The 22,303-nt window shown below is 36.8% G+C and carries 23 protein-coding genes and 3 tRNA genes; 15 read left to right on the plus strand and 11 right to left on the minus strand.

Annotation, left to right across the window (positions count from 1 at the left end):
• Positions 1-75: 75 nt before the first annotated feature.
• Both APB85_RS12730 and APB85_RS12735 read left to right on the plus strand, forming a co-directional pair.
• On the plus strand, positions 76-1,029 hold the full coding sequence (locus tag APB85_RS12730; protein ID WP_057481188.1) for a transketolase family protein: 954 nt from the start codon (positions 76-78) through the stop codon (positions 1,027-1,029).
• 122 nt (positions 1,030-1,151) lie between these two features.
• Complete coding sequence (locus APB85_RS12735) at positions 1,152-1,754, plus strand: outer membrane beta-barrel protein (RefSeq protein WP_057481189.1); 603 nt, start codon at positions 1,152-1,154, stop codon at positions 1,752-1,754.
• 83 nt (positions 1,755-1,837) lie between these two features.
• Here APB85_RS12735 and APB85_RS12740 read toward each other — a convergent pair whose 3' ends face one another.
• Positions 1,838-2,743: an FKBP-type peptidyl-prolyl cis-trans isomerase gene (locus tag APB85_RS12740; protein ID WP_057481190.1), complete on the minus strand. Its 906-nt coding sequence runs from the start codon at positions 2,741-2,743 to the stop codon at positions 1,838-1,840.
• 80 nt (positions 2,744-2,823) lie between these two features.
• Between APB85_RS12740 and APB85_RS12745 the strand changes: the two genes are divergently transcribed.
• From APB85_RS12745 to APB85_RS12755, 3 genes are all read left to right on the plus strand, one after another.
• Entirely contained in the window at positions 2,824-3,219 is a 396-nt protein-coding gene (locus APB85_RS12745; RefSeq protein WP_057481191.1) for an RNA-binding S4 domain-containing protein, read from the plus strand.
• Complete coding sequence (locus APB85_RS12750; protein ID WP_308429991.1) at positions 3,179-3,802, plus strand: class I SAM-dependent methyltransferase; 624 nt, start codon at positions 3,179-3,181, stop codon at positions 3,800-3,802. The genes APB85_RS12745 and APB85_RS12750 overlap by 41 nt, the downstream gene beginning before the upstream one ends.
• Before the next feature lie 76 nt (positions 3,803-3,878).
• Complete coding sequence (locus APB85_RS12755) at positions 3,879-4,379, plus strand: phosphoribosyltransferase family protein (RefSeq protein WP_057481204.1); 501 nt, start codon at positions 3,879-3,881, stop codon at positions 4,377-4,379.
• On the opposite strand, the gene APB85_RS12760 is transcribed toward APB85_RS12755, so the two are convergent.
• Positions 4,374-4,892: a shikimate kinase gene (locus APB85_RS12760; RefSeq protein WP_057481193.1), complete on the minus strand. Its 519-nt coding sequence runs from the start codon at positions 4,890-4,892 to the stop codon at positions 4,374-4,376. The two genes, APB85_RS12755 and APB85_RS12760, sit on opposite strands and share 6 nt — an antisense overlap.
• A gap of 125 nt (positions 4,893-5,017) precedes the next feature.
• On the opposite strand from APB85_RS12760, the gene APB85_RS12765 reads away from it, so the two are divergent.
• The 3 genes from APB85_RS12765 (at position 5,018) to APB85_RS12775 (ending at position 5,445) form a co-directional block, all read left to right on the plus strand.
• Positions 5,018-5,090, plus strand: a tRNA-Lys gene (locus tag APB85_RS12765).
• Positions 5,091-5,202: 112 nt separating this feature from the next.
• Positions 5,203-5,275: transfer RNA gene (locus tag APB85_RS12770), tRNA-Lys, on the plus strand.
• 86 nt (positions 5,276-5,361) lie between these two features.
• Positions 5,362-5,445: transfer RNA gene (locus tag APB85_RS12775), tRNA-Leu, on the plus strand.
• Positions 5,446-5,457: 12 nt separating this feature from the next.
• Here APB85_RS12775 and APB85_RS12780 read toward each other — a convergent pair.
• Together APB85_RS12780 and APB85_RS12785 are read right to left on the minus strand one after the other, a co-directional pair.
• A complete protein-coding gene (locus APB85_RS12780; protein WP_057481205.1) occupies positions 5,458-6,834 on the minus strand; it encodes an aldehyde dehydrogenase in 1,377 nt (458 codons plus the stop codon).
• Positions 6,835-6,838: 4 nt separating this feature from the next.
• Complete coding sequence (locus tag APB85_RS12785; protein WP_057481194.1) at positions 6,839-7,642, minus strand: SDR family oxidoreductase; 804 nt, start codon at positions 7,640-7,642, stop codon at positions 6,839-6,841.
• Between the two features lie 104 nt (positions 7,643-7,746).
• Between APB85_RS12785 and APB85_RS12790 the strand changes: the two genes are divergently transcribed.
• From APB85_RS12790 to APB85_RS12810, 5 genes are read left to right on the plus strand one after another with little or no spacing between them, the layout of a single operon-like run.
• The gene (locus APB85_RS12790; protein WP_057481195.1) at positions 7,747-8,640 is read left to right on the plus strand and encodes a MerR family transcriptional regulator; all 894 of its coding nucleotides are present in this window, start codon (positions 7,747-7,749) and stop codon (positions 8,638-8,640) included.
• A gap of 7 nt (positions 8,641-8,647) precedes the next feature.
• Positions 8,648-10,108 (plus strand): phytoene desaturase family protein, encoded by a 1,461-nt coding sequence (locus tag APB85_RS12795; RefSeq protein WP_057481196.1) that lies wholly within the window; start codon positions 8,648-8,650, stop codon positions 10,106-10,108.
• A 3-nt stretch (positions 10,109-10,111) separates the two neighbouring features.
• Entirely contained in the window at positions 10,112-10,951 is an 840-nt protein-coding gene (locus APB85_RS12800; protein ID WP_057481197.1) for a phytoene/squalene synthase family protein, read from the plus strand.
• 1 nt (position 10,952) lies between these two features.
• Entirely contained in the window at positions 10,953-11,402 is a 450-nt protein-coding gene (locus tag APB85_RS12805; protein WP_057481198.1) for a sterol desaturase family protein, read from the plus strand.
• A 26-nt stretch (positions 11,403-11,428) separates the two neighbouring features.
• Positions 11,429-12,565 carry a lycopene cyclase family protein gene (locus APB85_RS12810; RefSeq protein WP_057481199.1) on the plus strand — a complete coding sequence of 379 codons (1,137 nt, stop codon included), beginning with the start codon at positions 11,429-11,431 and terminating at the stop codon, positions 12,563-12,565.
• A gap of 2 nt (positions 12,566-12,567) precedes the next feature.
• Here APB85_RS12810 and APB85_RS12815 read toward each other — a convergent pair whose 3' ends face one another.
• From APB85_RS12815 to APB85_RS12840, 6 genes are all read right to left on the minus strand, one after another.
• The gene (locus APB85_RS12815; RefSeq protein ID WP_057481200.1) at positions 12,568-13,131 is read right to left on the minus strand and encodes a TlpA family protein disulfide reductase; all 564 of its coding nucleotides are present in this window, start codon (positions 13,129-13,131) and stop codon (positions 12,568-12,570) included.
• Positions 13,132-13,345: 214 nt separating this feature from the next.
• On the minus strand, positions 13,346-15,613 hold the full coding sequence (locus tag APB85_RS12820) for an aconitate hydratase (protein ID WP_057481201.1): 2,268 nt from the start codon (positions 15,611-15,613) through the stop codon (positions 13,346-13,348).
• 273 nt (positions 15,614-15,886) lie between these two features.
• Positions 15,887-16,189 carry a PLDc N-terminal domain-containing protein gene (locus APB85_RS12825; protein ID WP_083482179.1) on the minus strand — a complete coding sequence of 101 codons (303 nt, stop codon included), beginning with the start codon at positions 16,187-16,189 and terminating at the stop codon, positions 15,887-15,889.
• Positions 16,189-17,142, minus strand: a complete 954-nt coding sequence (locus APB85_RS12830; RefSeq protein WP_057481206.1) for an AAA family ATPase — start codon at positions 17,140-17,142, stop codon at positions 16,189-16,191. The genes APB85_RS12825 and APB85_RS12830 overlap by 1 nt, the downstream gene beginning before the upstream one ends.
• 10 nt (positions 17,143-17,152) lie before the next feature.
• Complete coding sequence (locus APB85_RS12835; protein WP_057481207.1) at positions 17,153-18,610, minus strand: peptidylprolyl isomerase; 1,458 nt, start codon at positions 18,608-18,610, stop codon at positions 17,153-17,155.
• Positions 18,573-19,439: a hypothetical protein gene (locus tag APB85_RS12840; protein ID WP_057481208.1), complete on the minus strand. Its 867-nt coding sequence runs from the start codon at positions 19,437-19,439 to the stop codon at positions 18,573-18,575. Before APB85_RS12840 ends, APB85_RS12835 begins: the two co-directional genes overlap by 38 nt.
• A gap of 206 nt (positions 19,440-19,645) precedes the next feature.
• Between APB85_RS12840 and APB85_RS12845 the strand changes: the two genes are divergently transcribed.
• Together APB85_RS12845 and APB85_RS12850 are read left to right on the plus strand one after the other, a co-directional pair.
• A complete protein-coding gene (locus APB85_RS12845) occupies positions 19,646-20,089 on the plus strand; it encodes an SRPBCC family protein (protein ID WP_057481209.1) in 444 nt (147 codons plus the stop codon).
• Positions 20,090-20,162: 73 nt separating this feature from the next.
• On the plus strand, positions 20,163-20,687 hold the full coding sequence (locus APB85_RS12850; RefSeq protein ID WP_057481210.1) for an OmpH family outer membrane protein: 525 nt from the start codon (positions 20,163-20,165) through the stop codon (positions 20,685-20,687).
• A gap of 100 nt (positions 20,688-20,787) precedes the next feature.
• On the opposite strand, the gene guaB is transcribed toward APB85_RS12850, so the two are convergent.
• Entirely contained in the window at positions 20,788-22,260 is a 1,473-nt protein-coding gene (gene guaB / locus APB85_RS12855; RefSeq protein ID WP_057481211.1) for an IMP dehydrogenase, read from the minus strand.
• Positions 22,261-22,303 lie beyond the last annotated feature (43 nt).

Here is a 22,303-nt window from a genome sequence, read left to right on the forward strand (position 1 = left end):
GGTAAAATAAAATTGATTTCTCGCTTATTCTGAAATAAAATCAGTTTAGCTACGGAAATGACAAAGAAGACAAGAATGAAAACATATATAGATACAGGAAAGAAAGATACCCGCTCCGGTTTTGGCGCAGGACTTACCGAACTTGGCAGAACCAATCCTAACGTAGTAGCACTTTGTGCCGATCTTGTGGGATCTCTTAAAATGCAGGATTTTATAGATGAAAATCCAGAGCGTTTTTTCCAAACGGGAATTGCTGAAGCCAATATGATGGGAATGGCTGCCGGCCTTACCATTGGCGGAAAAATTCCTTTTGCCGGGACTTTCGCTAATTTTGCTACCGGTAGAGTTTACGACCAGATTCGTCAATCTATTGCTTACTCAGGGAAAAACGTAAAGATTTGTGCTTCCCACTCGGGAGTAACTTTAGGAGAAGATGGTGCCACACACCAGATCCTAGAAGATATTGGACTTATGAAAATGTTACCGGGAATGACGGTAATTAACACTTGCGATTTTAACCAGACCAAAGCAGCAACTTTAGCAATTGCAGAACACGACGGCCCAGTTTATCTTCGTTTTGGAAGACCAAAAGTGGCCAATTTTACTGCCGAAGATCAAAAGTTTGAAATTGGAAAAGCAGTTCAACTATATGAAGGGAAAGATGTAACCATTATCGCTACCGGCCATTTGGTGTGGGAAGCGATACAGGCTGCACAGAAGCTTTCAGAAAAAGGGATTAGTGCTGATGTCATCAATATTCACACGATCAAGCCTTTAGATGAAAAAGCCATTATCAAGTCGGTTAAGAAAACCGGTTGTGTGGTAACCGCTGAAGAACATAACTTCCTTGGCGGACTTGGAGAAAGCGTTGCGCGTACTCTAGCTGAAAATAATCCTGCACCACAAGAATTTGTGGCCACCCAGGATACTTTTGGAGAAAGCGGTACACCAGAACAACTAATGGATAAATACGGACTTAATGCAGCAGCAATTATTAAGGCCACTGAAAAAGTATTAAAAAGAAAATAAAAAAATCTTTTTAAGTATATTTAAAGCCTTTGAGAATAAGATTCTTGAAGGCTTTTTTATTTTATTTAGAATAATGAGCACTATTTGTGCGTTATCAAAAACTAACAATAAAACAATCTACTATGAAGAAATTAATGTTTATCGCTGTTTTTCTGTTTTCCTCTGCGGGGCTTATGGCACAGGAAGCAGATTTTGGAATTAAAGGAGGTTTCAATTACGGAGCTACAGGAGATTATGAAAGCCTTGGTGATGGAGCTGACGATTTTAGCCAAATTATTGAAGGAAAAGAAAAATCGGGATACCATATAGGAGTTTTCAGTCGATTTGAAATTATAGGTATTTTTCTGCAGCCAGAATTAATGTTTACCCGTTTGAATACCGAATATGAAACTTTCAATTATAAGATTGATAAAATTGACGCTCCTATTTTGTTAGGTGTAAATGTTTTTGGTCCCCTTAACATAAAAGCAGGCCCTTCATTTCAATATATTATAAATAATGAACTTGAGGACACCACGCTTAAAATTGGTGATGTTGAAAAAGATATTACCGTAGGTTACCAGGTAGGTGCAGGCATAAATCTTGGACGCTTAGGTTTTGATGTAAGATATGAAGGGGCGTTTACAGAAAACACTGCTTTTGGAGCTACTGAAACTGCTCAGGAAAACTTTTCGATAGATTCAAGACCATCTCAATGGATTTTGAGTTTATCGTATGCTTTTTAATTTGAATTGATATTTTATAAAAAAAGCGCTGATATAAATATTTACATCAGCGCTTTTTTATTTTTAAAATTATCTTCAGCTACCTATTGAAAGGTATCAGGATCTAAATAATCTGGAGTTCCATTTCCGTTAGCATCCGGAAATTCTAAACTACCATCTTCATTTATAATTATTTCGTCGCGAGTTGGAGTACCATCACCATCATCATCTCTATCAGCAAAATTTGGAGTACCATCTTCATCGGTATCATCATCTATAATATCGTTGTTTTCATTAAGATCTTCCATCCAGCTAGGAATACCATCACGATCGTGATCAGCCTCGTTTACTCCTAATAACTGCACATTAAAAATTAAAGGGCTATAAGGTGGAATGCTAGGCTGAGAGCTCGAAAAATATCCCAAACCTGAAGGAAAAATAAGTGCTCCAATGCCATAATCATCATTAAAATCTACAGTGTTATCAGGATTAACGGTGTAACCGGTAGCACCTTTAAATTCTACGACGCCTGCAGAAAAGCCTTTAATTAACGTAGTAAGATCAAACCAAACCGGAGTACTGGCATTATCAAAAGCACTAAGATTTAATAATTCCCCGCGGTAATTAACCAAAGTAGAATCGGTGAATTTGGGCTGTTGCCCTTGCCCTTCTCTAACTTTAAGTACATACATACTATATTCTACATCATTATTCACCACCGTTTTCATCTCCAGGTTTTCTTCTTCAGAAAGCGGCGTTTTATCGGCATTTTCTCCGGCTATAGTATCGAACCTAACCATATAATCAAAATCATCAGAAGGGTTTTCAAACTCCTCATAATTGTAAAAATGGGTGTCCAGGAAATTATTAATAGAATCTTCATCAGCTATAGCCTGCTCTTCAGGATCCCTTTCTTCAAATTCAGGGGCATTTCCGTTATCATCTTCGTCACAGGAAATTAAAGTTAAAGCTGAAATAAAGCTTAGAATAAAAAATTTGTTTAATTGCATTGTCTCTATTTTTGGCGCGCAAGATACAATATTCTTGTATTTTTGTTTAAGAATAACGCAGTTTTTAAAGGAGAGATTTTATGAGAATTGACAAGTTTTTATGGTGCGTAAGATATTTTAAAACCCGAAGCATTGCCACCAACGCATGCAAGCAGGGAAAAGTGAAAATGGATGGCACCAGTGTAAAGCCATCTAAAGAAGTTTTCCCAAATGATAAACTTAGCGTACGCAAAAACCAAATAGATTATCAAATTGAAGTTTTAGACCTTCCCGCCAGCCGGGTTGGCGCCAAATTGGTTAATCTTTATCTAATAGATGTTACGCCAAAAGAGGCTTTTGAAAAACTGGAACTTTTAAAGTATTCTAAAGATTATTACCGTAAAAAAGGAACCGGCAGGCCTACCAAAAAAGATCGTCGTGATATAGACGATTGGTTTGAAAATACAGATCCCAATCCAGATGACATCAAATCGTAGTTTTTCTAATGAATTCTGGTCTCTACGTTATGAGCAGAACCAAACCGGCTGGGATATTGGTGAAATTTCCAGGCCGTTAAAAGCGTATATAGATCAGCTTGAAGATAAGGACTTAAAAATATTAATTCCGGGAGCCGGAAACGCTTATGAAGCAGAATATTTATTTAAGCAAGGTTTCAAAAATGTTTACGTTGCCGATATTAGTAAAAAGCCATTACAGAACTTAATAGCTCGTGTACCCACTTTTCCCAAAAATCAATTGCTAAATATTAATTTCTTTGAAATTGAAGATAAATTTGATCTTATTTTAGAACAAACCTTCTTTTGTGCGCTACCAATAGATTCCAGGAAGGATTACGCCCAAAAAACCGCTGAGCTCTTAAAGCAGAATGCTCTATTAAGCGGATTACTTTTTAGTTTCCCTTTAACTGAAGACGGACCACCTTTTGGCGGCAGTAAAGAAGAATATTTAACGTATTTTAGTCCGTATTTTGAGATTGAAATCCTTGAAACTTCTTACAATTCTATCAAACCAAGACAGGGAAACGAATTGTTTTTTAAGTTTAGAAAGAAATCGGCATAACGATCAACGACTATTTTTTACAAGTAATTAAAAGCCTGTATTGAATTCCCACATTGGGATTAAAATTATCAAGAAAATGAAAGAACGTGTACTTATTTTAAATCACGACCAAATTCAGCATAAAATAAAACGCATAGCCTACCAGGTTTATGAAAGCAATATTGACGAAAAAGAAATTATCCTGGCCGGTATCGCTAAAAAAGGCTATCAATTGGCTACACTTTTAAAAGAAGCTTTAGAGAGCATTTCACCCCTAAAAATAAAGCTTTGTGAAGTTCACGTGAATAAGAAAAATCCGCTGGAAGAAATCACTACCTCGCTTGAGCCTGAAGTTTACCGCGACAAATCGGTTATCCTTGTAGATGATGTATTAAACTCGGGAACTACCTTAATTTATGGAGTAAGACATTTTTTAAATGTTCCGCTTAAACAATTTAAAACCGCAGTTTTAGTAGATAGAAATCATAAAAAATACCCGGTAAAAGCAGATTTTAAAGGAATTTCTCTTTCTACCTCTTTAAATGAAGTAGTAAAAGTTTCTTTTGAGCCCAATAAATTTAAAGCCGAACTTTTATAGCCGCTCCATAATTTCAGCTACAATAGTTTCAGGAGTTTTCTCATCTACAGTAACACTAATATCTGACTGGCTATAATAGTAGGCACGTTCAAAAAGGTGTTTTCTAATAAACTCTTCCAGAGCTTCCCTGGTTTCGAGATGACTAATCACCGGGCGATGAATTTTTTCAACAAAAAGCCTGTCGGTTAAAGTTTGAATGGAAGCTTTTAAATAAATGCTCTTAGTATCTTTTTGCTCGCAAATTCGCTCAAAATTATTTCCATAACAGGGGGTTCCTCCGCCTAAAGAAATGATCATATTGGAAGTATCTTCTAGAATATCATCTAAAATCTGCGATTCTAACTTTCTAAAAAATAATTCTCCTTTAGATTCAAAAATAGCATTGATACTCTTCCCCTGTATCACTTCTATTTGATCATCTAGGTCTACATATTTGTAATTCAGTTTCTTAGCAAGCATTTCGCCTATTACCGATTTGCCAGAACCCATATAGCCGGTTAAAAATATTTTCATTGTTAAAGTACTTATTATTAGGAAGATCCAAATCTAATATAAATTTATCTCAATTTAGGCTTGAAAAATAAATTAATGAATGTATATTTGCACCCGCATTCGCAAAAAGACGGATGCTTTTTATTGATCTGGTAGCTCAGTTGGTAGAGCATCTCCCTTTTAAGGAGAGGGTCCTGGGTTCGAGCCCCAGCCAGATCACTTTTTAAGTTCAGATTTTGTTGGGCTAGAAGTTTATTCCGATTTAAGCGGTAGCGAAATATCGGAAAGCCCCAGATCACATTTTAAGTTCAGAATTAAAATATTGAAAACCGATCTGGTAGCTCAGTTGGTAGAGCATCTCCCTTTTAAGGAGAGGGTCCTGGGTTCGAGCCCCAGCCAGATCACATTTTTAAGTTCAGAATTCTTAACTCGTAGAATTCGATTTCTTGCTACAGCCCTTGGAAATTTACTTTTTCCAGACTTGTTTTAAGCCCGGGTGCTGGAACTGGTAGACAGGCATGGTTGAGGGCCATGTGTCCATTAGGGCGTGCGGGTTCGACTCCCGCTCCGGGCACTTTCAAATTACTTATCCTACTATTTTCTTAATCAAACCAAAAAACTTATAAGGCGGATACTTTAAAGGTATATCCAGTTTTGTTGAAGAATTCACCACTCCCCTTTCGTGGGTAAAAGCCAGGTAACTCTCTTTGCCGTGATATTTCCCCATCCCGCTATTCCCAACGCCGCCAAATGGTAATTTATGGTTTGCCACGTGAATAAGCGTATCGTTAATACAGGCGCCGCCAGAACTTGTTTCCCGCAGCACTCTTTTTGCAGTTTTATCTTTTCCAAAATAATAAAGCGCAAGTGGTTTTTCATTCCCATTAATATAGGATATAGCCTCTGTTAACTCACCAAATTCCATTACCGGTAAAATAGGACCAAAAATCTCCTCCTGCATAATTTCATCTTCGGAATCTATATTATTTAAAATTGTAGGTTCTATATATTTTTTCTCTAAATCAATTTTTCCCCCGTAGTAAATATCTCCGTTCAGGTATTTCTTTAAACGATTCATTGCCGCAGGGGTTACAATTCGGCCGTAATAATTACTATTAGCAATATTTCCTCCCAGCATTTCTTCAAAAGCCTTAGAAATTTCAGCTAAAAGATCTTTTTTAACTTCTTTATGAACCAACAAATAATCTGGTGCGATACAGGTTTGCCCTGCATTCATAATTTTCCCCCAGGCAATACGCTTTCCGGCGATCTTTAAATTTGCATCTTTATTGACAATGCAAGGACTTTTACCTCCCAGCTCCAGTACAACCCTACTCAAATGTTCCGCAGCCGCTTTCATCACTATTTTACCAACGCCTGGGCTGCCGGTAAAAAACGTGACATCAAAAGCAAATTTAAATAATTCCTGGTTTGCTTCCTTTCCACCCTGAACTACCGTAATATATTCGGAAGAAAAATGTTCTGATATCATTTCTTCAATAACCCTTGCTACATTTGGAGTATCTGGCGAAGGTTTTAAAACCGCACAGCAACCCGCAGAAATCGCTCCGATTAGAGGATTAAGCGTTAGCTGAAACGGGTAATTCCAGGGCGCAATTATTAAACCTATTCCCAACGGCTCAAAATAGATCTTTGAACGCGAAGGTTTAATTTGTAGAGGCGTCCCTACTTTTTTAGGTTTGGCCCAGCTTTTTAGATTTTTAATATGATAATTCAGTTCTTCTATAAGCAGGCTGGTCTCGGTAAGAAATGCTTCCTCTTTAGATTTATGCAGGTCTCTCCATAATGCCTCATTTACTTTATTTTCATATTGAAGAATAGCTTCCTTTAGTTTTTTTAACTGCTGAAGCCTGAAATCTATACTTTTTGTTTCCTGAGAAGCGAAAAACGTTCTTTGCTTCTTATAAATTTTGGCTATATCTTTTGCTGAAGTTTCTTCCATATTTCTATTTTTTTCGACCTTTAAATTCATCCATAGTTTTATAAACACCAATTATCCTTCCTACAAACCAATCGTAAAACCAGATAGGAAAAAGTCCTTGTGAAAATCTTACAAAGCGCATACTCCACGGCATACTTAAATATATCCTTTCCTTTTCTATTGCATTTATTATTCTTTTAGCCACTTTATTTTGATCCAGAATAGGAATGTTAGATTTTACGCCATCAAACATTCCTGTATTTATATAATAAGGAGTTACAGTAGTAACTTCAACCCCGGTTTTAAGTTGCTGCATCTCCAAACGCAAACTATCAGACCAACCGGTTGCAGCCCATTTACTTCCTGCATAAACAGCCATTTTAGGATTGGAGACCAGGCCTGCCGAAGAAGTAATATTGCAAATATGGCCTTGTTTCCTTTCCATCATTCCGCTTAAAAAAGTTCGCGCAAGTTGCATGGGAGCAATGGCATTGACATTCATGACCTTTTCTATGTTTTCTGAAGAATTTTCGTGAAAATAACCTCCAAATACAATTCCCGCATTATTTATAAGAATATCAACGGGACCAACTTCATCCGCCACCTGTGTGGCAATTTCTTGAATCCAGGCGGTATTAGTGATATCTACGGTATAGCCATAAACTTCCCCAAACTCTTCAAATTCCTCCAGGCTTTGCTGTAAGTTGATCTTATCTACATCCCAGATTACCAGCTTACTGCCGCGTTGCAATACCTCGCGCCCCATTAATTTACCAATGCCAGAGGCACCGCCGGTTATAAGTACAATTTTAGAGGAGAACTTCGTCATAAAATTTACTGTTTAACTTTTTAACTAAACAATTAAACATTTTAACAATTCAATAAAGTGTTTAATGTTCAAATTTAGTTAGATTTGACTATCTTAAACACATTATGGAACTAATTAAACAAAATTTCAGCATAAAAGACCTTGAAAATTTAAGCGGAATCAAGGCTCATACCATAAGAATTTGGGAAAAAAGATATAATATCTTAAATCCCGAACGTACTTCTACGAATATAAGAACATACGATAGTTCTAACCTACAAAAGATTTTAAACGTTGCTTTCTTAAATGAACACGGCTATAAGATCTCCAGGATTTCTAAATTAAGTGAAGAAGAAATTTTTAAAATGGTACGAAGTATTTCTGCTCGCGCAAGTAAAGAGAATCGCGCTCAAAATTCATTCAAACTTTCTATGATGAATTTTGATGAAGATCTTTTTAATAGTACTTATGAGAGCCTACAGAAAGATAAAAGTTTCCGTGAAATTTTTCACCAGGTATTTCTTCCGCTTTTAGAACAAATTGGAATGTTATGGCAAACTGATACCATAAAACCAATTCACGAACATTATATAGTAGATCTCATCAAACAAAAACTCTACTTGAATCTTGCAGAAATTAAAAAGGAGGTTGAACCAACTTCAGATAAACTTTATGTGCTTTTTCTTCCTGAAAATGAAATTCACGATATAGGAATTATTTACCTGTATTACGAACTCTTATATCACGGGAATAAGGCAATTTACCTTGGGCCAAGTTTACCTTTAAGTGACCTTGATTATTTATTGGAACGTCATAACAAAATTAGTTTCGTAAGTTATTTTACCACCGCACCGGGTGATGTTGAAGATTTTATTAATGAATTTAATGAACAGGTTTGCGAAAAAGAAAAGTATGAACTACTACTTTTTGGACATAAAATAAGGGAGATACAGCACAAAGAATTACCTCCATTTGTGAAAACTCATAGCAGTTTAAACCAATTTATAGATAACTTATAGAATACTTATGAAAAAGAAAGTTGCTATTATTGGTTCGGGATTCGCTTCTCTGGCAGCCGCTTGCTACCTTGCTAAAGACGGCTATGAAGTAGAAATTTTTGAAAAAAATTCAAACATAGGCGGCCGCGCGCGTCAGCTCAAAAAAGACGGATTTTGTTTTGACATAGGGCCGACCTGGTATTGGATGCCCGATGTTTTTGAACGTTTCTTTGCCGATTTCGGCAAAAAACCTTCAGATTATTATGAGCTGGAAAAATTAAGCCCGGCGTACAAGGTTTTCTTCGGAGAAGAAGACAGTATCACCATAGAAGATAGCCTGGATAAAATTTGCGCTGCTTTTGAAGCTGAAGAACCGGGAAGCTCAAAAAAACTGAAAGAGTTCATTAAAGAAGCTAAAGATAATTATGATATTGCTATCAAAGACCTGGTATATCGCCCGGGAGTTTCTCCCCTGGAATTGGTAACTCCAACTACAGCCGGGAAAATAGGTCAGTTTTTTAGCACAATCTCTAAAGAAGTTAGAAAAGAGTTCAGCAATACAAAATTGGTTCAAATTCTTGAATTTCCGGTTTTATTTCTTGGCGCTAAAGCCAGTAATACCCCGGCCTTCTACAGTTTTATGAATTACGCAGATTTTGGCCTTGGAACCTGGCATCCAAAAGGTGGAATGTATAAAGTTATTGAAGGCATGGAAAGCCTGGCTAAATCGCTGGATATAAAAATTAATGTGAATGCGCCGGTTTCCGAAATTTTTGTAGAAAATAATACGGCAACCGGTATGCAGGTTAATGGCAAGAAAATTAAAGCCGATTATATTTTAAGTGGTGCCGATTATCATCATACCGAAACTTTATTGCCAGAATACAAAAGACAATACAAAGAATCTTACTGGCAGAAAAAGACCTTTGCTCCTTCAGCTCTATTATTCTTTGCCGGTTTCAATAAAAAATTAGAGAATGTAACACATCATACCTTGTTTTTTGATACTGACTTCGAAAAACACGCAAAAGCAATTTACGATGATGCTGAATGGCCTGAAAATCCACTTTTTTATGCTAGCTTTCCATCAGTTACAGATGATGCCGCTGCACCGGATGGTAAGGAAGCAGGAATATTTTTAATTCCACTGGCACCAGATGTTGAAGATACTCCTGAAATTAGGGAGAAATATTTTCAGAAAATTATTACACGTTTTGAAAGTTTAACCAATCAAAATGTAACCGATCATCTTCTTTTTAAAGAATCGTTTTGTGTAAAAGATTTTAAAGAAGAATATAATAGCTACAAGGGTAATGCCTATGGCCTGGCGAACACCCTTTTGCAAACTGCATTTTTAAGACCTAAATTGAAGAGCAAAAAAGTGCATAAATTATTTTTTACCGGGCAGCTGAGTGTTCCCGGACCCGGTGTACCGCCCTCCCTCATTTCAGGAAAGCTTGCCGCCGGATTAATTCAAAAAGAAGATTAAATTATGAAAGCCATTTTTGACACGGTTTCACGGGCTTGTAGCAAAACTGTTACGCATCATTACAGCACCTCGTTCTCAACAGCAACAAGGATGCTAGCCCCCTCAATACGCCAGGATATTTACAATATTTACGGCTTTGTGCGCTTTGCCGATGAAATTGTAGACACTTTTCACGATTACGATAAGGAAAAACTTTTTAATGATTTTGAAGTAGATCTTTACAAAGCCATCGAAGATAAGATTAGCCTAAATCCTATTCTAAATTCTTTTCAGGAAACCGTGCATAAATATGAAATAGATGAATCTCTTTACCGCTCATTTATGAAGAGTATGCGCCTTGATTTGCATAAATCTGATTATCTTAGTGTAGCCGAATATAAAGAATATATCTACGGAAGCGCAGATGTGGTTGGCCTTATGTGTTTAAAGGTTTTTGTAAATGGAGACCAGCAAAAATATGAATCGCTAAAAGATTCGGCGATGAGTTTGGGTTCTGCTTTTCAAAAAGTGAATTTTTTAAGAGACTTAAAAGCCGATTTCGAAGATCTTAGCAGAAGTTATTTTCCAGGTACAAACCTTGAAAAATTAGATGAAGTTAGTAAGCAACGAATTATAAAAGAAATTGAAGAAGATTTTAAACACGGTTTAAGCGGAATTGCGCATTTACCGGTAGAAGCAAAATTTGGTGTTTATACCGCTTACATTTATTATAGAAAATTATTACATAAATTAAAGAAAGTACCATCTTTGGAGATTAGAAACAGCAGGATTCGTGTTCCAAATTATCAAAAAGCAGGTCTCCTGGCCAAATCGTACATTTCTTATAGATTAAAACTTATTTAGTATGACTATTTTATTATGGATCTTAGTTTTTCTGGGCACCTTTGCAGCAATGGAAGGAATGGCCTGGTTTACCCATAAATATATAATGCACGGACTTCTTTGGAAGCTACACAAAGATCATCACCATAAAGATCACAGTCACTGGTGGGAACGCAACGACCTTTTCTTTATATTTTATGCATTAGTAAGTATCGGTTTTTTCCTGCTATGGCGTTATGAAGATGTTTGGATAGGATTACCCATTGGTCTTGGAATTTTAGCTTATGGGATCACTTATTTTACCGTTCACGATATCTTTATACACCAGCGTTTTAAAATGTTTAGAAATGCGAATAACTCTTACGCGAAAGGAATAAGAAGAGCTCATAAAATGCACCATAAACATCTTGGAAAAGATGATGGCGAATGTTTTGGGATGTTGTTTGTTCCTTTTAAATATTTTAAAAAATAAAATTATAATATAGCTTTTATAAGCCTATGCTAGGTCCCAGGTATTTTTATGTAATTATTGGCGGAGGACTCGCAGGCCTACAACTCGCCCGGCAACTTAGCCGGGATGTTTTTTTTAAAGGAAAAAAGATAGCTATAATAGATTCCGATTTTTCCATGCCGGTTAAAACCTGGTGTTTTTGGGAAAAAGGCAAAGGTAAATGGGACGATTTACTCACTAAATCCTGGAATAAAGGCAAGTTTATTTCTTCCGAAGAAAATATTGATCTGCAACTTTCACCTTATACCTATAAGATGATAAAAGCTAAAGATTACCACCAAAAATTACAGGACGAAATTGAAGAATCTGGGGACATTGAATTTATTACCGATGAAATTCAAAAAATAGATCCTGTCACGATGAAGGCCAAAGGCCAGAAAAAATCTTATGGTGCCACACACTTCTTTGACAGCAGGGTTGACCCTTCTTACCTGGAAAGTAAAAAGCACACGACTATTTTTCAGCATTTTAAAGGTTGGGAGGTAGAAACCGAAAAACCGGTCTTTACGCCAGATTCTTTTACAATGATGGATTACCGGATTAAATATCCAGATGCGACTGCGTTTACTTATATTCTCCCTTTTACCGAAAAAAAAGCTTTAGTTGAATATACCTTCTTCTCTCCCTTTTTAACTGAAGACAAGGTCTATGACGAAATGCTGCAGCAATATTTTGAGAAGGTTTTAAAAACAAAAGATTTCAAGATCAAAAGCACAGAAACAGGCGTTATCCCAATGACCGATTTTCCTTTTGATAAAGCTAATACCGAGCAAATAACTAAAATTGGTACCGGCGGTGGCTGGGTAAAACCTTCAACCGGTTATTCCTTTAAAAATACCGAAAAACGTATTGCGAAGATTATTGATAATATCAAAAGCGGAAAACAACCCGGTGAGAATTTAATCAATAATAAATTCAGGAAATATGATGCGATCTTTTTAGATGTGCTCGCGCAGAACAACCAAAAAGGAGAAGAGATTTTTACAAAATTCTACACTAAAAACTCTCCCCAGGATATTTTTAGGTATTTAGACGAAGAGACTTCGGTTTCAGAAGATCTAAAAATTATGTTGTCTCTTTATAGTTTTGATTTTGTCGCGTCTTTTTTTAGAAAAACTTTTTAGCCTTATTCCGCTAAAAGCTGATTCAATAAATTTCTAAAATTCTGACTATTCCAATCGGCTGCACCTTTTTTATCAACTACAATAGTTCCATTCTTATCAATTACATAAGTAGAAGGCAGCGTATAACCATCTAAAGGTTTTGGATCTTCAGAAAGCATCCGGTAACTGGAAAAACGATAGCCTTTACGCTTCAGAAAATTATTAGTGGTTTCGTGATCTTCTCCAGAAATAAAATAGAATTCCACTTCATCTTTATAATCGGTATAAAGTTCCTGGAAACTTGGCATTTCGGCAATACAGGGTGGGCACCAGGTAGCCCAATAATTTACAATGATCACTTTCCCCTTAGATTCAGCAAAATCTACTCTTTTACCCGATGCTTTTTCTAACGCCCAATTATAGGTTTCAAGCTCCTTTCTATCTTCTTCATCGGTCGCAGAAGGGCTAAATGCAAATATCTTATTTACTACAATTTGAATGGGTTTACGAGTTTGGGGAATAATCATCGCGAGGATAATTACAATAAAGATTATATTACTCCATTGATTCTTGAAAAGCTTCTTCATTGCCAAATTTTAATACTTAGACGTAAAAAGCAAAGGTACTTAACATCTGAATTTTGGGCATAAAAAAGAGGCTGATTAATATTGATTTCTCATCACGTCACCCTGAACTTGTTTCAGGGTCTAACTCCTAAGAATTTTAGATTCTGAAACGAGTTCAGAATGACGAAACGATCAAATATTGATCAGCCTCTTTATAATTATAATCCTAAACTAATTAAGCAGCGTTTTGCTTCTTAATCAAGTTAAGTGCTGAACCGTGCTTATACCACTCAATTTGAGGTTTGTTATAAGTATGGTTTGTTTTAATAGTGTCTTTGCTGCCATCGGCATGTACGATTTCTACCGTAATTTGCTTGTCTGGAGCAAAATCTTCAAGGTCTATAAAGTTGAAGGTATCGTCTTCCTGGATAAGGTCATAATCGGCCTCGTTAGCAAAAGTTAATCCTAACATACCTTGTTTTTTAAGGTTTGTTTCGTGAATACGGGCAAAAGATTTCACCAATACCACTTTCACTCCCAGGTGACGAGGCTCCATAGCCGCGTGTTCTCTAGAAGAACCTTCACCATAGTTATGATCTCCCACAACTACCGTTGGAACTCCTTCTTTTTTATACTCTCTTTGTACCGCCGGTACTCCATCGTACTCTCCGGTAAGTTGGTTCTTTACAAAGTTCGTCTTCTTATTAAATGCATTGATTGCTCCAATTAGACAGTTGTTAGAAATATTATCTAAGTGTCCTCTGTAACGCAACCAGGGTCCTGCCATAGAAATATGGTCAGTTGTACATTTACCGAAGGCTTTAATTAGCAATTTAGCGCCGGTAAGGTTTTTACCATCCCATGGCTCAAATGGAGTTAACAATTGAAGTCTGTCGCTATCTTCAGCTACTTTTACCTCAACAGAACTTCCATCCTCCTTTGGTGGCACATAACCATCTTCTTCCACATCAAACCCATCTGATGGCAATTCAATTCCTGTTGGTTCATCCAACATTACTTCCTCACCATCTTCGTTCATCAATTTATCGCGAGTTGGATCAAAATCAAGACGTCCTGAAATTGCAATTGCGGCAACCATTTCTGGAGAACCTACAAAGGCATGGGTGTTTGGATTACCATCTGCACGTTTCGAAAAGTTACGGTTAAAAGAATGTACAATTGTATTTTTCTCTTCACCCTTTCTATCACTTCTATCCCACTGGCCTATACAAGGTCCGCAGGCATTGGTGAAAATTGTAGCATCAAGATCTTCAAAAATCTTTAGCAAGCCATCGCGCTCTGCAGTAAACCTAATTTGTTCAGATCCAGGATTAATACCAAAATCAGATTTTGCTTTTACCTTTTTTTCAACCGCCTGTTTCGCGATTGAGGCAGCCCTGGTTAAATCTTCGTAAGAAGAGTTTGTACAGGAACCTATTAATCCCCAATCTACATTAATTGGCCAGTCGTTTTCTTTTGCTTTAGCCGCCATTTCTGAAATCGGTGTTGCCAAATCTGGAGTAAAGGGTCCGTTAAGGTGAGGCTTTAATTCTGAAAGATTAATCTCAATTACCTCGTCAAAATATTGTTCAGGGTTTGCATAAACCTCATCATCTCCGGTAAGGTGCTCCTTAATTTCGTTCGCAGCATCTGCAACATCTGCACGATCTGTAGCTTTTAAGTAACGCGACATAGACTCATCGTAACCAAAAGTTGAAGTAGTTGCTCCAACTTCAGCTCCCATATTACAGATAGTTCCTTTTCCGGTAGCCGACATAGAGCGGGCTCCTTCGCCAAAATATTCTATAATCGATCCGGTTCCACCTTTAACAGTAAGAATTCCGGCTACTTTTAAAATAACATCTTTAGAGGAAGTCCATCCAGAAAGTTTTCCGGTTAATTTAACTCCAATAAGTTTTGGGAATTTAAGTTCCCATGGCATTCCGGCCATTACATCTACCGCATCAGCACCACCAACACCTATGGCAACCATTCCCAGTCCACCGGCATTTACCGTGTGCGAATCGGTACCAATCATCATTCCTCCAGGGAATGCATAATTTTCTAATACCACCTGGTGAATAATTCCTGCTCCTGGCTTCCAAAATCCTATTCCATATTTATTAGAAACAGATTCCAGAAAATCAAAAACTTCACTACTGGATTTATTAGCAGCTTGCAAATCTATTGCAGCTCCCATTTTGGCCTGGATAAGGTGATCACAATGCACTGTAGTTGGAACAGCAACCTGCTTCTTCCCGGCTTGCATAAATTGCAACAAAGCCATTTGGGCAGTTGCATCCTGGCAGGCAATCCTGTCGGGCGCAAATTCTACATAGTCTTTTCCTCTTTGGTAAGCCTCTTTGGCAGCACCATCCCATAAATGCGAATAAAGAATTTTTTCTGAAAGGGTTAAAGGTTTTCCAACCACCTCACGTGCAGTATTTACACGTTCGGCCATTTGGCTGTACACCTTTTTGATCATATCAATATCGTATGCCATATTATTATATATTTAGTTCTAAAAAAGTCTAGCAAATTTAAGGATTTCGAGTGGATTTTGAAAATAAGAAGTGATTATCAAAATTTAATGAAAATAATTTTACAATTCGCAATTATCAATAGCTTAAATTTAGCTAAACCTAATAATTAGGTTGAAAATTATGAATTCCGTAAATTAATTAGATCAAATTATAAAAAATATAATCTAAAGCGACAAAGAAACCAGAATTTAAACCCATTCTTGATAAGAACGGTTTTCAAAACGTTATTTAGGCTACCTAAACATATTATTTTGAAGATGCAGCAGCTTGTTTCTTCTGAATAAATAAACCACCGGTGCGAAAAAGGGAAGCAAAAACATAGAAAGTATCCAGAATGTTTTATCTTTTAAATTCTGTTTAAACATATCTATAAGTATGAATAACCAGAATATAAAAAGCAGTACTACTGTTGTCCAGTTAATAAAACTAGTTGTTTCTTTATTTAAATCAAGAACATTAGCAACAAAATCGCTTCCCCACAAAAGATAGAAAATCACGCTTACTAAAACCCTGTATTTAATAAAGGTACGCATCATTAAAATAGGTCTCGAATTATTTTTTCTTCGGAAATTCCTTCGGCTTCAGCTTTGTAATTTTTAATAATTCTATGGCGTAATATTCCAATAGCAACGGCTTGCACATCTTCAATATCGGGGGAAAATTTTCCATGAACCGCTGCGTGAGATTTGGCGGCCAGAATAAGGTTTTGCGAGGCTCTTGGCCCTGCACCCCAATCTAAATAGTTTTTTACAAACTGTGGTGCTTCAGCAGCATCCGGCCTGGTTTTCCCTACCAGTTTTACCGCATATTCCACCACATTATCGGCAACAGGAATTCTACGAATCAATTGCTGAATTTCTACGATTTCTTCCGCAGAAAATAAAGCATTTATTTTTTGAGTTTTATCTGAAGTGGTACTTTTAACGACATCTACTTCTTCCTGAAAACTTGGATATTCCAGTAAAATAGAAAACATAAACCGGTCTAATTGCGCTTCGGGCAATGGATAGGTTCCCTCCTGCTCTATTGGGTTTTGAGTAGCCAATACAAAGTAAGGATTGGCCAGTCGGTAATTATGCCCGGCAACGGTTACAGATCTTTCCTGCATAGCTTCCAGTAAAGCGGCCTGTGTTTTGGGAGGAGTTCGGTTAATTTCATCGGCCAGGACTATATTTGAAAAAACCGGACCTTTTATAAACTTAAAATTCCTGTTTTCGTCCAGGATCTCTGCACCAAGAATATCACTTGGCATAAGATCTGGCGTAAATTGAATTCTTTTAAAATCAAGTCCTAAGGCTTGAGAAATGGTGTTTACCATCAATGTTTTTGCTAAACCGGGAACTCCCACAAGCAAAGAATGTCCTCCTGAAAAAACAGAAAGCAGGATTTGGTCTACAACCATATCCTGCCCTATAATAACTTTAGCAATTTCCTTTTTTAAATCCCGGTGCTTAACTACCAGTTTTTCTACAAGAGCAACATCTGACATTGATAAATTACTAATTTTTTAACCAGTTACTACTATACTCACAATCTTTAAATTTACCGTTCACCTTGATATAAGTATCACCAATTTTTTCTTTCTGCCATTCTTCAATAGCTTCAAGCTGTTTGTCGCGTAGTGCCAGCTCTTTTATTTTAGAAAAATCTGTAGCATAATTAGCTTCGTGCTCAGAAATTCTATCATTTACTTTTATCAGTTTAAAATATGGGCGTCCGGTTCTATCCTGGTCACGTAATCTTAATGAAAGTTCTCCTTCCTGTAACTCTCCTACATCATCATATAACTTAGGGTCTATTTTAGATAACTCAAATCGGGTATCACCTGTTCTTGGGTTAATAAGCTTCCCGCCGTCTGCCCTGGTTTCTTTTTCATCAGAAAACTCACGAGCAGCTACGGCAAAATCCAAAACGCCTTCATCTACCCTTTTTCTAATACTGTCAATTTTTGCTTTGGCTTCTTCTACAGAGGCGTTTGTAACATCTGGAATAAGCAAAATATGTCTTAAATCTACATTTTGACCTCTAATTCTATCTACCTGAATAATGTGGTATCCAAATTCAGTTTCAAAAGGTTCACTTACCTCTCCTTCCTGAAGACTAAAGGCAACATCTTTAAATTCTTTTACAAAATTATCTTTTCTGGAAAGCGAAATTCTACCACCGTCCCTTGCACTTACAGGATCCTGTGAATACAAAACAGCTTTAGTAGCAAAACTTGCATCGTTATCCAGAACATCGGCTCTAAATTCATTTAGACGCTCTATCACTTTTTCTTTTTCACTCTCTGGAATTTCAGGCTTTATAACAATTTGAGAAAGTTCAATTTCTTCTCCAAAAACCGGACGTTCATCTTCCGGAATACTTTCGTAGTATGCTCTCACTTCTTCGGGAGTAATTTCTACCGTTTCAATAATGCGTTGTTGCATACGGCTGGCTAACTGGCGCTCTTTATTAAGTTCGAACAATTCGCTTCTAAATTCAGCTTCATTTTCTTTGTTATAGAATTCAAGTACTTTTTCCATTGAACCTACCTGGCGAACCATTTCAGAAATTTGCTGATCTATATAATTGTTCACCTCTGCATCCATAATAATAATACTATCCTGAATAGCGTGGTGCGCGTAAAGTTTGTTTTCCATTAAAGAACCGGCAAGCTGGCAATCGGTAACATCAGCGGTAGACATTCCCTGGCTTTGCATATCCTTGTACATCATATCTACATCGCTGTCAAGAATAATATAATCACCAATTACAGCCGCAATTCCATCTACTTTTCTACGTTCTGAGTTATTTTCTTCGGCAACGGTATTTTTTGCGATCTCATCTTCAGGCTGGATAGAAGTACTATCGGTCACGATCACATCTTGAGAGTAACCACTAAACCCAAGTAAAATGGCTAAAAGAAAGCCGGTGGTATTAATTATAGATTTCAAATTGTTCATTTTTAATTGCATCTTTTGTAATATCTTTTTCAAGTTCCTTTATCAAATTTAATTTTTGCTTGTTAAGCAAAATCTTTTCTATGGTTGGTTCGGCATATTCAAAAGGAGCATCCTGCCCTCGTTCCAACACGTCTCTTACATAGATCAAATATACACCTAATGAATCTTCTACCTGAAGAAAATTAGATTTGTTTAAGAGTTTATCCCTATGATCTAAAGTTAAAGCAGGAATTTTATTATAGACCGTTTTTAACTTCACCCAAACCGAATCATTAAAAGAATAATTTTTAAACTGAAGAGAGATTTTATCAAGCTCTTCCTTATCCTCCTCCTCAAAGCTGGTTAGGTAAGATTTTATTTCATTTATATTGGTGTTATTTTCGGCAAGGCTTACATATCTTAATTTCAATAGATCTTCGGTAAGCTTAAAATTGCCTTTATTTTCTTCAAAATAAGCTTCCATCTCCTCTAATGGCACAGTACTATCTAATTCCCTGCTTACCACCGCATCTTTGTAAGCACTTGTATAAAGCTCATTTTTATAATTTTCTATAAGATCTCTAAACTCTCTTTGTTGACTTTCGGGAAGATTCAATTGTGCCCTGTCTATAAGTAATTGTTGTGTGGCCCAGCGATTTATATAATTGGAAACAATAATAGCGCTATCTTCCGGGGAAGTATTTTCGTTTATTAGCGCGTTAATATCCTCTTCATATAAATAAGCATCGTTAACCCTTACTATAACTATGCGATCTTCTTCTTTTTCAAAATAAGAACAACCCGCAAGCATAAAACCGGCCAGCAGAAAAAAAATAAAAACAGGTGATATCTTCAAAATCATCAGTTATTGAGATAGCAATTTACATACCATTTTTAAATGACTAAACGCCTGTAATTTGCCAGTAAGCAAAAATAAGAATTCATTTAGGTTCCACAAGCTTAAGTTTAAACGATTACAGCCAGTTAAAAATTATAATTGTTTTATCTTAAGTATCTTTAAATGAAGTTTAAAAAGTATTTTTTTGAATTCTTTAAAAATTGATTGACATGAAATATACCACTGAAATTAAGATAATAAAGCCACGTACAGAAGTTGTTGAGAAATTTAGCAATCCCGATAATATGAAATATTGGCAACGCGGGTTTATTTCTATGGAACCTATAAGTGGAAAATTAGGAGAAGAAGGCTCAAAAAATATGCTGAAATATAAGATGGGAAAGCGAGAAATTGAAATGGAAGAAAAAATTATTAAAAACGATCTTCCTGCGCAGTTTCACGCAAACTATTCAGCAAAAGGTGTTTACAATATTCAGGAAAACTTTTTTGAAGAAACTCCAGAAGGGCATACACTGTGGATTTCTCACAACGAATTTAGATTTAGTGGCTTTATGAAATTAATGGGGCTCTTTATGCCGGGCGCCTTTAGAAAACAATCTTACCAGTATATGAAAGATTTCAAGGATTTTGTAGAAAACAACCAAAGTGTTTAAAAAAAGAAATAGTTTTAAGATTTAATATGAATAATTAAAAGCTGCTATTATATTTGCCAAAAACAATTTTATTATGATACGAAGCAGTTTATTAATTGCCTTTTTAACTTTTAGCATTTTTGCAAGCGCACAAACCAAAGTAGGAACTATAGACACCGATTACATTCTTTCCCAGATGCCCGAAATGGAAGCTGTGAACAAAGGTTTAGAAACTTATGACAAGGAGTTACAACAAGATTTCCAGGCTAATGTTAAACAGTACGACACTCTGGTAAAAACTTACCAGGCCAATGCCGAAAGCCTTGCTGCAGAAGCCCGCCAGGAAAGCGAGTCTAAAATTATTGAACTTGAGAACCAGATCAAGCAGTTTAGACAAAGAGCCCAGTTAATGATGCAAATGCGCAGAAATGAGCTTACAAATCCACTTTACAAAAAAATTGACGCTGCAATGCGAGCTGTAATAGACGAAGAAGGATTTACTCAAATTCTGCACGCCGGCGGAAATAGCCTTGCTTTCTCTGCTGAAAAATATGATATTACCGAAAAAGTGATGACTAAAATGGGAATTGAAATTCCTGTTGCGGCTGAAGAAGAGTAGCAAGAAATTACATCCTAAAATAAATTCAGGATAAAGCATTTAAAAAGCCCTATCAGATTATAAAATTTGAGAGGGCTTTTAAATTTATAAGGCAATAAGTTTACCTGCTATAATTAGGTGATTCATTAGTAATGGTAACATCATGCGGATGCCCTTCACTAATTCCCGAAGAGGTAATTTTTACGAATTTCGCAGTCTCCTTTAAGGTTTCTACATCTTTAGCACCACAGTAGCCCATTCCGGCTTTTAGACCGCCAACAAACTGGTGAATACTTTCTTCCAGTTCCCCTTTATATGGAACACGCCCAACAATACCTTCAGGTACTAATTTCTTAATATCATCTTCTACATCCTGGAAATAACGATCTTTAGAACCTTTCTGCATCGCCTCTACAGATCCCATTCCGCGGTAAGACTTGAATTTTCTTCCTTCGTAAATAATGGTTTCACCCGGAGATTCTTTAGTTCCTGCAAGCAATGAACCTAGCATCACACAATCGGCTCCTGCGGCTAATGCTTTTGGAATATCTCCTGTATAACGAATTCCACCGTCGGCAATAACGGGAACGCCACTACCTTTTAGCGCTGCAGCTACTTCGAGCACGGCAGAAAATTGTGGAAATCCAACCCCTGCAACTACCCTGGTAGTACAAATAGAACCCGGACCAATTCCAACTTTAACTGCGTCTGCACCGGCTTCAACTAAATATTTTGCGGCTTCTGCAGTGGCTATGTTTCCCACTACCACCTGCAAATCTGGGAATTTAGATTTTATATCTTTTAAAACGGTCACCACTCCTCTTGTATGCCCGTGAGCCGTGTCAATAATTATGGCATCCACACCGGCATTTACCAAAGCTTCAGCACGCTCTACCGCATCTGCAGTCACACCTACGGCGGCTGCTACGCGAAGTCTTCCGAAGCTATCTTTATTCGCATTAGGCTTTAATGTAAGTTTGGTAATATCCCTAAAGGTAATAAGCCCAACTAATTTATTATTATCGTTAACTACTGGAAGTTTTTCGATCTTATATTCCTGCAAAATATCTTCTGCCTGATCCAGGGAAGTTCCCTCTGCAACCGTTACCAAATTTTCTGAAGTCATAACCTCAGCAATTGGACGTTTAAGATTTTTCTCGAAACGCAAATCCCTGTTCGTTACAATTCCCAACAATTTTCCGTCTTCATCTACAATAGGAATTCCGCCGATACTGTGTTCGCGCATACTCGTTTTTGCATCGCTCACATTAGCTGTAATTGGCAAAGTCACGGGATCTATAATCATTCCGCTTTCGGCTCTCTTCACTTTTCTCACTTTAAGCGCTTGTTGTTCAGCAGTCATATTCTTATGCAAAACACCAATTCCACCTTCACGCGCCATAGCAATAGCCATCCTGGATTCGGTTACCGTATCCATCGCTGCCGAAACAATAGGAACGTTTATTGAAATATTTTTAGTGAATTTTGTGCGAATACTTACTTCTCGGGGTAGTACTTCAGAATAAGCAGGAACAAGCAATACATCGTCGTAAGTAAGGCCTTCTCCTAAGATTTTGGATTCGTGTGCGATCATAGCAATTAAAGATTTAATTGCGTGCAAATATACGGTTAAAAAC

It is taken from the genome of Salegentibacter mishustinae, assembly GCF_002900095.1.
Classification (GTDB): domain Bacteria; phylum Bacteroidota; class Bacteroidia; order Flavobacteriales; family Flavobacteriaceae; genus Salegentibacter; species Salegentibacter mishustinae.

Excerpts from the sequence above, each read along its gene's own strand:
- APB85_RS12820 (WP_057481201.1), bottom strand. The coding sequence starts at position 15,613 with ATGGCATACGATATTGATATGATCAAAAAGGTGTACAGCCAAATGGCC.
- APB85_RS12740 (WP_057481190.1), bottom strand. The coding sequence starts at position 2,743 with ATGCAATTAAACAAATTTTTTATTCTAAGCTTTATTTCAGCTTTAACT.
- APB85_RS12800 (WP_057481197.1), top strand. The coding sequence starts at position 10,112 with ATGAAAGCCATTTTTGACACGGTTTCACGGGCTTGTAGCAAAACTGTT.
- APB85_RS12850 (WP_057481210.1), top strand. The coding sequence starts at position 20,163 with ATGATACGAAGCAGTTTATTAATTGCCTTTTTAACTTTTAGCATTTTT.
- APB85_RS12840 (WP_057481208.1), bottom strand. The coding sequence starts at position 19,439 with ATGATTTTGAAGATATCACCTGTTTTTATTTTTTTTCTGCTGGCCGGT.
- APB85_RS12830 (WP_057481206.1), bottom strand. The coding sequence starts at position 17,142 with ATGTCAGATGTTGCTCTTGTAGAAAAACTGGTAGTTAAGCACCGGGAT.
- APB85_RS12755 (WP_057481204.1), top strand. The coding sequence starts at position 3,879 with ATGAAAGAACGTGTACTTATTTTAAATCACGACCAAATTCAGCATAAA.
- APB85_RS12825 (WP_083482179.1), bottom strand. The coding sequence starts at position 16,189 with ATGATGCGTACCTTTATTAAATACAGGGTTTTAGTAAGCGTGATTTTC.
- APB85_RS12730 (WP_057481188.1), top strand. The coding sequence starts at position 76 with ATGAAAACATATATAGATACAGGAAAGAAAGATACCCGCTCCGGTTTT.
- APB85_RS12815 (WP_057481200.1), bottom strand. The coding sequence starts at position 13,131 with ATGAAGAAGCTTTTCAAGAATCAATGGAGTAATATAATCTTTATTGTA.
- APB85_RS12845 (WP_057481209.1), top strand. The coding sequence starts at position 19,646 with ATGAAATATACCACTGAAATTAAGATAATAAAGCCACGTACAGAAGTT.
- APB85_RS12785 (WP_057481194.1), bottom strand. The coding sequence starts at position 7,642 with ATGACGAAGTTCTCCTCTAAAATTGTACTTATAACCGGCGGTGCCTCT.
- guaB (WP_057481211.1), bottom strand. The coding sequence starts at position 22,260 with ATGATCGCACACGAATCCAAAATCTTAGGAGAAGGCCTTACTTACGAC.
- APB85_RS12760 (WP_057481193.1), bottom strand. The coding sequence starts at position 4,892 with ATGAAAATATTTTTAACCGGCTATATGGGTTCTGGCAAATCGGTAATA.
- APB85_RS12780 (WP_057481205.1), bottom strand. The coding sequence starts at position 6,834 with ATGGAAGAAACTTCAGCAAAAGATATAGCCAAAATTTATAAGAAGCAA.
- APB85_RS12835 (WP_057481207.1), bottom strand. The coding sequence starts at position 18,610 with ATGCAATTAAAAATGAACAATTTGAAATCTATAATTAATACCACCGGC.
- APB85_RS12790 (WP_057481195.1), top strand. The coding sequence starts at position 7,747 with ATGGAACTAATTAAACAAAATTTCAGCATAAAAGACCTTGAAAATTTA.
- APB85_RS12735 (WP_057481189.1), top strand. The coding sequence starts at position 1,152 with ATGAAGAAATTAATGTTTATCGCTGTTTTTCTGTTTTCCTCTGCGGGG.
- APB85_RS12805 (WP_057481198.1), top strand. The coding sequence starts at position 10,953 with ATGACTATTTTATTATGGATCTTAGTTTTTCTGGGCACCTTTGCAGCA.
- APB85_RS12745 (WP_057481191.1), top strand. The coding sequence starts at position 2,824 with ATGAGAATTGACAAGTTTTTATGGTGCGTAAGATATTTTAAAACCCGA.
- APB85_RS12810 (WP_057481199.1), top strand. The coding sequence starts at position 11,429 with ATGCTAGGTCCCAGGTATTTTTATGTAATTATTGGCGGAGGACTCGCA.
- APB85_RS12795 (WP_057481196.1), top strand. The coding sequence starts at position 8,648 with ATGAAAAAGAAAGTTGCTATTATTGGTTCGGGATTCGCTTCTCTGGCA.